This window comes from Vibrio cincinnatiensis DSM 19608, from assembly GCF_900167345.1.
Classification (GTDB): Bacteria; Pseudomonadota; Gammaproteobacteria; order Enterobacterales; family Vibrionaceae; genus Vibrio; species Vibrio cincinnatiensis.
In genome coordinates, this window is the sequence record NZ_FUXB01000001.1 from 268,556 (window position 1) to 280,981 (window position 12,426).

Consider the following 12,426-nt stretch of genomic DNA (forward strand, 5'->3'; position numbering starts at 1 on the left):
AAGTTTCTTGAGCTAGACCATGAAAAAAGAGACTTTTAACCAGAATTTAACCGAACGTAATGAGTTACGACTTGAATTCTCTGTTAAGGGCGGTCTAAAAATCGGAGATCAATGGGGTGAGCTGCTGTGTCATATATTGTGCTATCCACGGTTGAGCTTCCGGTGTAGGGTGAAGGCCGTCTGGCATCATCCATTCTGGTTTGACGATCACTTGCTCAAGAAAAAAACGGATCAGTGGGGCCGATAACTCTTCGCTTAAACGAGGGTAGATTTCTGCAAAGGCCTCACTGTAGCGCCGGCCATAATTGGGTGGTGTGTGGATTTGCATGATCATGGGTTGCGCATTGCTGGCTTTGATCTGCACGATCATGGCGCGTAAGTTATTCTCAATAAGGTGAGGAGGAAAGCCACGTAAACCATCATTGGCTCCTAAAGTAATCAATACCCATTGGGGATGATGCTGTTCTAATAAAGCGGGTAAGCGTTCTAGCCCATTGCCAGTGGTGTCACCGGAGATGCTGCCGTTGATAACTGTGATGTCTAGGGATTGCTGTGAAAATGTTTGATTCAATAAACTTGGCCAAGCTTTCTCTAAGGGCATTTGATATCCCGCACTTAGGCTATCCCCTAAGACTAAGAGTGTGTTACTACTAACATGCGCGGCGAACAACAGTGCGCTCGCAGGCATTAACCATATCAACATTAAGGAAAGCCGTTTCGTCATGCAAAGCTCCGTTATTATTTCTGTTCAATCGTTATCTAAAGTAGTCTCCACCAAACAGGAGTCGTTGACAATCCTTCGAGACATTAATCTGGTTATTCACACCGGAGAAAGTGTGGCGATTGTCGGAAGTTCTGGAGCCGGGAAGTCGACCTTAATGACTCTACTGGCTGGATTAGATACTCCGAGCGAGGGGGAAGTTCATCTACTCGGTCACCCATTATCAACATTGGATGATGAAGCGCGTGCTGCAATCCGAAGTCGCTCGGTCGGTTTTGTGTTTCAAAGCTTTTTGCTGATCCCCAGCTTGTCGGCATTGGAGAATGTTACCTTACCCTGTTTACTGAAGGGAGAGCCAGAAAATAAACAACGAGCCAAAGCATTGTTAACCTCTGTTGGGTTAGCGCATCGAATGCATCATTCTCCTACGCAGCTTTCTGGCGGAGAGCAGCAGCGTGTAGCGATTGCCCGAGCCTTCATGGTTGAGCCTCAGATCTTATTTGCGGATGAACCGACGGGCAACCTTGATCAAGAAACGGCAAGTAAAGTGATAGATCTCTTGTTTGATCTCAATCAGCAGCACGGTACAACGCTGGTGCTCGTCACCCATGATCCCCGATTGGCAGCGCGTTGTGATCGCCGTTTTTATATGTCTTCAGGATTGTTGGAGGAGCAAAGATGAATCCTCTTTCTTCACGGGCGTTAAATCGACGTCTTCTCGGATGGAGTTTTAGCGAAATTCGTCATGGTCAGTTATGGCCTATTTCTATTGCTCTAACCTTGATCATCGCTTGTATCTTTGCGCTCACCGCGTTAACACAACGTATGGAACAAGTGGTGGTTAAACAAGGAAAAGAAGCATTGACTGCCGATAGTGTCTTTGTGTCCGCTAACCCTATACCGACAAGATTAGTACAACTGACTGAGCAAAAGGCCCTAACAACCTCACAGATGACTCGGTTTACAACCATGGCATTCAGTGACCGTGGAATGCAGCTCGTTACCGTACAAGCGGTCGATAGTCAGTATCCTTTACGTGGCAAACTCGTGCTCTCTGATGGTCAGAATACCCGACAGAGGGTTTCTGCAAATGAACTCTGGTTGGATGAACGCTTATTTTCTCAACTGGATGTTGTGATAGGAGATGTGATGAGCATTGGTGACGCTGATTTTATTATCAGCGGACGAATGGTTGAACAACCGGGATTAAGCTTTAATCCATTTCAACAAATGCCAACAGTGTTAATTCATCAAACGGATGTGGAGAAAACGGGAGCCATACAACTGGGGAGTCGAGTGCAATACCGTTTATTTATTAATGCAGCGCCAAGTGCTTTACGGGAGCTTAAAGAAGCGGTTGCATTAACCCCCAGTGACACATGGCGCGATACGGAAACAGCCAATCGAACCAATGAAGTCTTTGAACGTACCCAACACTATCTGTCATTGACGTTAGCTATTGTCATTATTATGGCGGCGACGACGTTAGTATTGACTTGTCAGCATTATGTCGTGAGCCGACAACGCACCATTGCGATGCTAAAAAGCTTGGGCGCAAGTAAAAAATGGATTGCTCGTTGGCTCAGTACTCAAGTGTTATTGTTATTTGTTATGGCTGTATTGGCTGGGGGGATGATTGGTGTCGTACTGGAATATGGCTTAAGAATTCCATTGGCAGATCTTTTACCCGAGCCATTACCCACTTATGGTATGAAACCAATTCTCGTGGCATTACTGTCGAGTGCCTTAATCGCCGTGCCAGCGTTAGGAATACCATTGGGGCACTTGTTAAATATCAGCGCTATTAATGTGATGCAAACGGCCAAAAAACCGCCTCGATTATTATTAAATGGGGCACTGTTACTGGTTCCATTCGTGCCAATGGTCGCTGTCTATTGGCAAAACCGATTGGTCTGGATGGTCCTTGCTGGAATGCTGGGGTTATTTTTTATTTTAGCCGTGGTGAGCTTGTTGATTACCCGTGCGCTGAATTGGTTGCCATTGAATACGGCAATGACATTAGCTTTAAGCCGAATTAACCGTTCTAGCGTCACAACAGGGCTCCAATTTGGGGCGTTATCGCTTTCTTTGATGCTGCTTGCGGTGATGTGGTTGGTTCGAACCGATTTGCTGGCTGATTGGCAAAAAATGTTGCCGGATAATGCCCATAATGCCTTTGCTATTAATATCGCGGGTTATGAAAAAGAGGCTTACTTAGCAGCATTAGATAGCGCTGGCATCGAGCGTTCAACCGCTTTTCCAATTATTCGAGGTCGTCTAACTGATATTAACGGTCAGCCAGCCCAAGCACGAGTGGACAATGGAGAAGGGCCGAACGCGTTGCGAAGAGAGCTGAATTTAACATGGGAAGATGAGTTACCCAGTTACAACCCCATTGTAGCAGGGCGATGGGAAGGTGAAAAAGGCGTATCTATTGAGCGTGAATTAGCTGATGAACTTGATATCAAAGTGGGAGATACGCTCACATTTTTGATCAGTAGTCAGTCTGTAGAAGCGGTGGTAAATTCCATTCGTGACGTTGAATGGAGGGAAATGAAACCGAACTTCTTTTTTATCTTCACGAATGATGTTATGTCAAATATCTCTGGAAGTTGGATGGTGAGCTTTCGGATTGAAGCTGAGCATCAAACCTTACTTGACTCATTATCTCGTCAGTTTCCGACCGTCAGTTTGATGGATATTCGCTTGATGGGGGAAAAAATACAACACCTACTGACCCAAATAGTGTGGGCAATAACCATTTTAGCTGCCTTGGGAATAGTGGCCGGTTTACTACTTATCTTTACCTTGTTACGACTCAGTCTGAGTCAACGCCAGCAAGAGATACAGCTTTATCGGACGCTTGGAGCAAGTCGTCGCCGAATAACCACCACTATTTGGGCTGAATTTGGTGTTATGGCGCTGGTAGCTGGGTTGATTGCTAGTGTGGGTGCCGATGCGGTGGTTGCCGGAATTATGTACTGGGGATTTGCGTTATCCCCACAGGTGCATTGGGGCATTTGGCTACTGTTGCCGTTACTGACATTTTTAACGTTAGCCTTGGTGGTGGGAAGTTTACTCAGCCAGTTATTAACACCGATGAATAAAGCATTTAATTAGAAATTCATTGAGTAAGTTAATAACTTATCCACAAAAACGGTGGATAAACTTTGGGATAACTTAGGGTGTGAATAACCCATGTTTTGGTGCTAAGCCAATAGCAATCGAGCTTACCCGTGATGGCTTATTCACAAGTCGTAAAAAAAGAAGATTTACCAATAATGAGTCAAGCATTTTTTTGCCTTTTTCAGTGGATTTTTCAATTGTATTCTTAGGTAAATCGTGAATGGCATTTTTCTTTTTGTTGGTCTTTTTATCAGTCAATAACCTTATGAAAAATGTGATTTTCATAACGTTTTACACACTTTAAACTAAGCAATGAGTAAATGACTAGCGGCAGTAATATGGTATCAATAAAATCAGCACAACCGATCCCTAGCGTGGCTATTGTTGGTGGTGGCGTTGCGGGAAGTACCGCGGCTATCCATTTGAGTGAACAAGGGCTAAAGGTCAGTTTACTGGAAAAAAAAGCCGATTTAGTGGATGGGCCACCGATCTGTCATCTGCATGCTGGAGGAAATCTCTATCGGGATATTTCTTTAACTCAATGCATGGAATTATTGCGTCAATCGATAGAAACCATTCGACTTTACCCCCATACGCTAAACCAGCGCCCAACGGTGATTGCGGTTCCACATTCTGATCCCGGCTCTTCACAAGAGTTGCTTGCGCGGTTAGAGGTGATTCGAACGGCTTATCAAAGGCTAGTCGATGAGGATCCGAATAATCAAATTCTCGGTGAACCTAAGAACTACTATCGCCTTTACCAACAAGAGGAATTGGAGCGGTTAGCCAAACAGTCTCAACCTCGTTACCCTCAAACGATGGATGACTGGCTTATCCCTTTTGCTCAATATGCAAACCTCGAGCAGTTAAAATATCCGGTTGTGGCGGTGCAGGAATACGGTTGGAGTGTTTTTCGTCTTGCTGCTAGTGCCGCGCTGACGCTAAACCGTTTAGATAATTGTCAGGTTTTCACCCACAGCACTTTAGTTCATGCCGTTTTCATGGATGACCAATGGCATTTAACCTATCGAGACCAGGCAGGCATCGAACATTCATTAATTTGTGACTACTTGATCAATGCGTGTGGCTATGAAACCGGCACTATTGATGATTTAACCACTCATCCTCGCCAGCGATTCGTTGAGTTTAAAGCTGCCTATGTTTCTCATTGGCCCCAGTGTCATCAAGCATGGCCTGAGGTGATTTTTCATGGTCCAAGAGGGACGCCCAAAGGCATGGCCCAATTAACGCCTTACGCCGATGGGATGTTTCAATTACACGGTATGACTCAGGACATTACATTATTCAATGACGGATTAGTGACATCCAGTTCGGCCTCTTCTCAACCTCGATTGCCTCAGTACTTAGAACAAAAAATCACTCAAGGCTGGTCGCTAGAAAGCTTAACTAAGCGGACACAACAAGCGATTGACCATATGAGTCAATTTATTCCCGAGTTTAGTTATGCGGAAGTGGCGGGAACACCGTTATTTGGTGCGCAGCAAATTCCGGGGGAAGATGCGTCGCTACGTGCTGCGGATGTCACGTTTGAAGCTAACCATTATGCTCGTATTGAAATCGTGAAAGGATCTTCTGCGTTGGAAGCGGCCAAGAAAATCGTGTCGACATGGCAACTCATTAACCATGTTATACCCTCATCGATTGAGCAGCAGCATCCTGTGAGTATGAGTTTAACGGAGCAAGAAGTGGAACAAAAAGCCATGCAGTTAGCTCAGAAGCGAGGTTATCCCGTTGCCCTCGCTAAAGTTGTGGGTGGAGGTGTGAGCTAGCCTCTAATAACCGAAAAATTTCGCCCATTGGCCCCATACTTGTTGTAATCCTGCCAGATCGCCACGAACAAACTGTACCATTTGCCCCGGTTTGGCTTGCGCTAATCTGGGCAGATCAATCCTCGCTACACAACCTATTTTGGGATATCCCCCTAGGGTTTGTCGGTCATTTAACAAGATAATTGGTTGACCATCGGGGGGAATTTGAATACTACCTAAGGCTATGCCTTCTGATAATAATGGGCGAGTGGGAGAGATAACCTTCGGGCCGTTTAAACGGTAGCCCATTCTATCCGCATGTTGGCTAACCAGAAACTTCCCTTGATAAAAGGTATCTAAGCTTGATGGGTTAAATTGCTGAAATTGGTAACTTTCGATAACACGCAATTTAAGGGGTAAGTTATAGTTAGGCAGAAAACGAAAGGTGACTTGTCGTCTCTTTTTCTCTATTGAGTGAGGGGAAAAGTGGAGTTGATCACCCGCTTGTAACGCTTGGCCATTATGTTGTAATCCGCCTAAGGATTGTCGACACGCGGTAGAAACACTGCCTAACTGCTTGGATACGTGGAAGCCGCCTCGAACGGAAAGATAGGCTCTAAGCCCATTGCGTGGCAGTGCGAAGGTCAACCTATCTCCTGCCTGAGCGGTAAATACGCTCCAGTTGGTGAGTGGCTGTCCTGACAATTTGGCGGCTAAATCCCCTCCAGCAATAGCCAACTGACAAGAGTGGTGAATGATAAATTCAGCTTGACCTAAGGTGATTTCTAAAACTGGGCTATTGGCTGGGTTATCGAGTAAATGATTCGCCCAACTGTAGGCATATTCATCAACAGCACCTGCGGTATTAATACCTAAATGGCTGAGTCCATAGCGGCCAAAATCTTGCAGTAGGCTTAAACTACCGGGTTTGCTGACGGTGAGGAAGGCGTTGCTCATTCGTTATCATCTCGCTGAAATACCTGAGGTTGAATCACGCCACCTAAAGCTAAAAATTCTTTGCGATCAATAGAATAAAAGCTAACTTTTGAACCGATTGTCCATGGCAGCATAGGATCTTGTGTTGGATTGAACAAGGCAATGGGGCAATTACCAATAATATTCCACCCTCCGGGAGAATGGTTAGGATATACCGCCGTTTGTTGCTCGGCAATGGCGACACTGCCTTGGGGAACAAATAGCCGAGGTGTTTCCCGTCTTGGACGTTGTAGCTTAGGGTGAACGTCGGTCATAAAAGCGAATCCGGGAGCGAATCCAATAGCGCTGACGGTATAAACGTGTTGAGTATGTAATGTAATAACTTCTGTTAAAGAAAAGCCTTGCTGCTGATATAAAGCTAAATCTGGGCCAACCTCTGAATGATAGTAAACGGGTAGTGCAATGTTTTTCACTTGCACTGGCGATAAGTCGCCGGAATGGGCTAACCCGTATCGTAAGCGTTGCTCAAAGTCTTGTGGTGCAATGCGATAAGGTAAATAATCAATCAAAATCGTGGTATAAGCTGGGGTAATGTTCATCACAAATTCACCTAACTCAGCTTGGATATAGGCCGCTATCTGACCTATGTATATGGATAGGTTTGGATGTGAAGGGGACTCAAATGTCACTAATAAACTGGTTTCTGAGATTGGTTGAAGCGTATAGTTCACAGTCGAGTCCATTTTAACTTAGCAAGCGATGACGAATCTTCTCAATCAGAAGAATGGCATGGGGATTATCACCATGAACGCATAACGTATCGGCTTCAATAGGAATAATAAAACCATCAGCACTGGTCACTTTTCCATAGCGGGCAATTTGTTGCACTTGGTTGAGAATGGCTTCTTCACTGGTCAGGACTGAGTTTGGCATAGCACGGGGAGTGAGCTGTCCATTCGCAAGGTAAGTTCGGTCGGCAAATGCTTCAAACAGCAGGGGAACATCAAAGCGATCGGCAATATCTAAATAATCTTGATTATTAGAAGAGGCTAACATCATTAGCGGCACGTTAAAACAGGAAACGGCATCAACAATGGCACGGAAAATAGCTTTGTTTCGCATCATGTCGTTGTAAAGTGCGCCGTGAGGTTTTACGTAACTTAATTCGGCATTTTTGCTTTCACATAAGGCTTTTAAGGCTCCGATTTGATAGATCATAAGTTCACAAATTTCCTCATCCGAAAAGTGGAGAGAACGGCGTCCAAACCCTTGGAGATCGGGATAGCCAGGATGAGCGCCAATCATCACATCATTTTGTATGGCCAAGTCAATGGTTTTGCTCATGATATGGGGATCTGAGGCATGGAAGCCACAAGCGATATTCGCCATATCGACATAAGGCATCACTTGTTCGTCTGCGCCCATTGTCCATGCGCCAAAGCTTTCACCCATATCACAGTTCAGTTTGATGGTGCGGTTTGTTATCGTCACGAAGTTGAGTCCTTATGCCTTTCCTGTATTTGGTGCGTATCTTCAAAAGGGCACTATAACGCTTTGTTGAGTATAGAATATACCCTAAGGTTTCCCATTGTTCTAATTGATGATTTTTACGATCAGAGAGGGTAATGATCAGTGATCTATCGCGCATTTATCGATACAATCTTGACCAGCAATCATGACAACGAAGGTAGCTAGGAATGAAAGTATTAGTGACAGGGGGCATGGGATACATTGGCAGCCATACCTGCATCCAAATGATTCAAGCGGGAATGACCCCAATTATTATGGATAACCTTTATAACAGTAAATCCACGGTTCTCGATAGAATTGAAAAAGTATCAGGGGTTCGCCCCACATTTATTCTAGGGGATATCCGGGATAAGACGCACTTGGTTGAGATTTTAACTCGGCATCAGATAGAGTCGGTGATCCATTTTGCGGGCTTAAAAGCCGTGGGAGAATCCGTTCAAAAACCGCTTGAGTATTATGATACTAACGTTAATGGCACTTTAGTTCTGGTCGCTGCGATGCGAGAAGCTGGGGTAAAATCGCTGGTCTTTAGTTCTTCCGCTACTGTGTATGGCGACCCTGCCAGTGTGCCTATTACAGAATCTTTTCCGACCAGTGCAACCAACCCGTATGGGCGCAGTAAATTGATGGTTGAAGAATGTTTGACGGATTTTCAAAAAGCAAACCCAGACTGGAGCATTACTTTATTAAGGTACTTTAACCCAGTGGGTTCACACCCTTCTGGTGAATTAGGGGAAGATCCACAAGGTATTCCCAATAACTTAATGCCATTTATTTCTCAAGTTGCGGTCGGACGACGTGAATATCTCTCTGTGTTTGGCAGTGACTACCCAACAAAAGATGGAACAGGCGTTCGTGACTATATCCATGTTATGGATTTAGCTGATGGGCATATCGCGGCTCTACGCAATGTTGGCCGCCATGCCGGATTACACATTTTTAATCTAGGAACGGGCAAAGGCTATAGTGTGCTCGATATGGTGCACGCTTTTGAGTTGGCAAGCCAGAAAAACGTCCCTTATCAGTTGGTGGAACGTCGCCCCGGAGATATCGCTGAATGCTGGGCGGACCCAACGAAAGCACGCCAAGAATTAGGATGGCAGGCGACTCGTACGTTGCAAGAAATGACGGAAGATACTTGGCGTTGGCAATCACGTAACCCACAAGGTTACCCTGACGCTTAACGGATTCATATTAAAGCAAAAGCCAACCGATGAGGTTGGCTTTTGAGTTTCTAATTGGTTTGATAGCGGCTTAATATTTGACTCAAGTTTTGCGTTGCTTGAGCGATCTCCTGTATGCCCGAAGAGGATTGCTCTGCTACTCGTCGGATGGTGTTGGACTGGCTGCGGATATCACTTAATTCAGAGGCAATATCATTCGCTACTGCACTTTGTTCTTCCGCGGAAGTTGAGATCTGGACGCTCATATCATTAATCATGCGTGATGATTCTGCGATATGTTCAATATCATGGCCGATTTCAGTCACTAACTGGCTGCTGGTATGCGCTTGACTCACTGTTTGATCTGTGATTTTGGCAATGTGTTGGCTTTCCGTTTGCAATTTTTCTATCATCGATTGAATTTCGACTGTTGCTGCCTGAGTTCGACTCGCCAGCGTACGTACTTCATCGGCAACCACGGCAAACCCACGACCTTGCTCACCCGCACGAGCTGCTTCAATCGCAGCATTTAATGCTAATAGATTCGTCTGTTCAGAAATGGCATTAATAGTCGTAATCACCTCATTAATTTGAATCGCATTTTCATTTAACGTGGTTACAGATGAAGATGTTTGTGCAATAAAGCGTGAGAGTTGCTCAATCTCATTAATTGCTTGGGTAACTCGCTGGTGACTGGTTTCCACTTGTTGAGCATCTTGATTGGCCTGCTGATTGGCTTGTTGAGAGATGCTAGAAACCTCTTGTGCAGAAGCGGTCATCTCTTCCATTGCGGTTGCAACCGAGTCGAGTGATGCATATTGATGGGAGATTTGTGTTTCACTCTCTTTCATTTCAGAGGCAAAAGAGCGTGATGTTTCACTCAGTGTTGCGGAGTTATCTTTAACTGTCACAACCAGTTCGGTGAGGGTATCCATAGCATTATCCAACGCACAGCCAATCGTGCCAAACTCATCACGGCCAGGGTGAAAACCTAATCGAGAAGTGAGATCACCTTGGGCAATCTTTTGGGTTGTGGTGTAAAGCACCCACAGCGCTCCACCAATAAACGTTGCGACCCAATAAGTGAATAGAGCAAAAGGGATAAGCCACAAATAGCTAAGTAAAAAAGTCGTGAGGGCATGAGATCGCATTTGTCGCTCTTGGTGAGAAAAATCTTCACTTAAACGATAGATTTGCCCATTATTGGCTCGTCCTGTTGCGATGGCTTGGCCTTGTCGATATTGGGGTTCAGATAAGCTGGAACGAGTCTCTAAACCTGAAATGGTTGTAATGTTGGCTTGGCTGAGAATGCCTTGCAGTTTATATTCAACCGCCAATTTAGCTTGCGTTTCAAAACCTTGAATCGTTTGCCAGTAACGCGTTCCTGCTAAAGCGGTAAGTGTGACGAAAAAGAGCGCAAAAATGGCCCACATTTTATCGTTGATCGACATTTTAATAAACACACGGTCAATCATCCTGAATTGAACTTCTTTCATAGTTTCTCCGGTGCAACTGATTTCTGTAGCTCAAGAAGTGTATGGCTAGCAGAGAGGCAAGGATGTGTAATATCTCATAAATTTATGAAATAAATATGTATGAATATATTAGAAATGAGATATAGATCGACTATTTGCTGGTGAAATAAAGCCGACGAGATCATCACGTCGGCTTGGTTGGTAAAACGAGGGGGGGGATTAACCTAAAGCGGGTAGAACCCCCACGGTAATCAGAAGCTGTGCAGTCACAATGATAAAGCCAACAATTCCTGTAAAGATCAACGCTGGTTTGCCACCAAGTACTTGATAATACTGACTATCAGTCTTTTTCTGTCGAACTTTCGTGACCATAGCGATAGGTAGAAAAATGGCTAATACGGCTAAGGCAATAGCAGCATACCCCAGAGCCATAATAAACCCTTGTGGATAGAACAACGCAAAAATTAGCGGTGGAGTATAAGTGACGATGGAAGCTCGGATACGACTCTTCGTCGCGCCGGGTTTACGCAGGGTATCTCCCATAAATTCGAACAATCCTAAGCTGACCCCGAGGAAAGAGGTTAAGAGGGCTAAATCGGCAAAAATACCAATCATATTGCTTAGGCCAGACTGATGTGCTGTTTGTGCGAGGGTTCGAATCAGTGCCGATAGCCCACTGTTTTGAACTAAATCCGCTTGGCTAACAACGCCTAATGTCGCTAATTGCCAAAGGATATAAATAATAAGCGGAATCGCCGAGCCAATGATAATGGCTTTACGAAGTGATGCGGTATGCCCATCAAGGTAGTTAACAATAGCAGGAATGCTGCCATGAAAACCAAAAGAAGTGAAAATGACAGGTATAGAGGCAATCACTAACCCTTGTTCCAATGGCATACTGAGCAGGTAGGATTCAGTCACATTGGGGGCAAGAAAAGTCAGCACCATCATCATGGCAATAATTTTTCCTGCAAATAGAACTCGATTGACTTTATCAACGGTCGCGGTACCAATCGTGACGACGGCTGCAACGAGAAAAGTAAACAGTAATGTTCCGGTTGAGCCTGAAACTTCAACACCGGTTAGCTCCGCGACACGATGAGTAAACTGCGCACCGCCTCCTGCAATATAGGCGGCACAAAGGGAGTAAAAGAGGAAAAGCATTGCAAAGGTCGCAATCCATTTCCCTTTATGCCCGAGAATTTCTTTTGCCAGCGTGTGCAAGGTTGCCTCTTTACTTGAGTACTGGTGGATTTCAACCATCAGTAATGCAGTAAAAGCCATTAACGCCCACAAAGTAAACATAATAACGAGCGACGTGGAAAAACCAATACCAGCAGAGGCTAAAGGAAGCGCCAGCATGCCGGCTCCAATGGTCGTTCCTGCAATAATCAAACTACTGCCTAAAAGTTTAGATTTTTTCATAATGTAAATATAATTGTACGATTGTTGTGGTTACAGAAGGGTAATGTGCGAAAGAGAACCAAGATTATTGGCTTTATTCACTACTTTGTGCCTATTTTGAAGAAATAATGCTAGTCGGTCAATGTCGTTGTAAAAATATTAAACCAAAAGTGTAATTATTTTTGTACGGATTTTCGTTCTATGGTGATGTGGTGGTTCGATGAACTTGATGGCCGTTAGACACAACAAAATAGCGAGGGTTAGACGAAGCCAAGTGACGGTCAATTTGATACAATCTGGCG

Annotated in this window: 11 protein-coding genes; 4 read left to right on the forward strand and 7 right to left on the reverse strand. The window is 44.7% G+C overall.

Annotated elements, in window-relative coordinates:
- Positions 1-94: 94 nt before the first annotated feature.
- Positions 95-724, reverse strand: a complete 630-nt coding sequence (tesA, locus tag B5D54_RS01265; protein ID WP_078924658.1) for a multifunctional acyl-CoA thioesterase I/protease I/lysophospholipase L1 — start codon at positions 722-724, stop codon at positions 95-97.
- Between tesA and B5D54_RS01270 the strand changes: the two genes are divergently transcribed.
- On the forward strand, positions 723-1,403 hold the full coding sequence (locus tag B5D54_RS01270) for an ABC transporter ATP-binding protein (protein ID WP_078924659.1): 681 nt from the start codon (positions 723-725) through the stop codon (positions 1,401-1,403). The two genes, tesA and B5D54_RS01270, sit on opposite strands and share 2 nt — an antisense overlap.
- Positions 1,400-3,841 carry an ABC transporter permease gene (locus B5D54_RS01275; RefSeq protein WP_078924660.1) on the forward strand — a complete coding sequence of 814 codons (2,442 nt, stop codon included), beginning with the start codon at positions 1,400-1,402 and terminating at the stop codon, positions 3,839-3,841. Before B5D54_RS01270 ends, B5D54_RS01275 begins: the two co-directional genes overlap by 4 nt.
- 60 nt (positions 3,842-3,901) lie before the next feature.
- Here the strand turns inward: B5D54_RS01275 and B5D54_RS01280 are convergent, their stop codons facing one another.
- Positions 3,902-4,132, reverse strand: a complete 231-nt coding sequence (locus tag B5D54_RS01280) for a hypothetical protein (RefSeq protein ID WP_078924661.1) — start codon at positions 4,130-4,132, stop codon at positions 3,902-3,904.
- A gap of 35 nt (positions 4,133-4,167) precedes the next feature.
- On the opposite strand from B5D54_RS01280, the gene B5D54_RS01285 reads away from it, so the two are divergent.
- On the forward strand, positions 4,168-5,637 hold the full coding sequence (locus tag B5D54_RS01285; protein WP_078924662.1) for an FAD-dependent oxidoreductase: 1,470 nt from the start codon (positions 4,168-4,170) through the stop codon (positions 5,635-5,637).
- Positions 5,638-5,640: 3 nt separating this feature from the next.
- Here the strand turns inward: B5D54_RS01285 and B5D54_RS01290 are convergent, their stop codons facing one another.
- Genes B5D54_RS01290 through B5D54_RS01300 form a run of 3 tightly spaced genes read right to left on the reverse strand, consistent with a single transcriptional unit; the run spans position 5,641 to position 8,037 of the window.
- The gene (locus tag B5D54_RS01290) at positions 5,641-6,573 is read right to left on the reverse strand and encodes a 5-oxoprolinase subunit C family protein (protein WP_078924663.1); all 933 of its coding nucleotides are present in this window, start codon (positions 6,571-6,573) and stop codon (positions 5,641-5,643) included.
- A complete protein-coding gene (locus B5D54_RS01295) occupies positions 6,570-7,295 on the reverse strand; it encodes a 5-oxoprolinase subunit B family protein (protein WP_078924664.1) in 726 nt (241 codons plus the stop codon). Before B5D54_RS01295 ends, B5D54_RS01290 begins: the two co-directional genes overlap by 4 nt.
- A 1-nt stretch (position 7,296) precedes the next feature.
- Positions 7,297-8,037, reverse strand: a complete 741-nt coding sequence (locus tag B5D54_RS01300) for a 5-oxoprolinase subunit PxpA (RefSeq protein ID WP_078924722.1) — start codon at positions 8,035-8,037, stop codon at positions 7,297-7,299.
- 212 nt (positions 8,038-8,249) lie between these two features.
- Between B5D54_RS01300 and galE the strand changes: the two genes are divergently transcribed.
- Positions 8,250-9,266 (forward strand): UDP-glucose 4-epimerase GalE, encoded by a 1,017-nt coding sequence (galE, locus tag B5D54_RS01305; protein ID WP_078924665.1) that lies wholly within the window; start codon positions 8,250-8,252, stop codon positions 9,264-9,266.
- Positions 9,267-9,316: 50 nt separating this feature from the next.
- Here galE and B5D54_RS01310 read toward each other — a convergent pair whose 3' ends face one another.
- Together B5D54_RS01310 and B5D54_RS01315 are read right to left on the reverse strand one after the other, a co-directional pair.
- Positions 9,317-10,741 (reverse strand): methyl-accepting chemotaxis protein, encoded by a 1,425-nt coding sequence (locus B5D54_RS01310; protein WP_078924666.1) that lies wholly within the window; start codon positions 10,739-10,741, stop codon positions 9,317-9,319.
- Positions 10,742-10,939: 198 nt separating this feature from the next.
- Positions 10,940-12,145 (reverse strand): aromatic amino acid transport family protein, encoded by a 1,206-nt coding sequence (locus tag B5D54_RS01315; protein ID WP_078924667.1) that lies wholly within the window; start codon positions 12,143-12,145, stop codon positions 10,940-10,942.
- Positions 12,146-12,426: the final 281 nt, after the last annotated feature.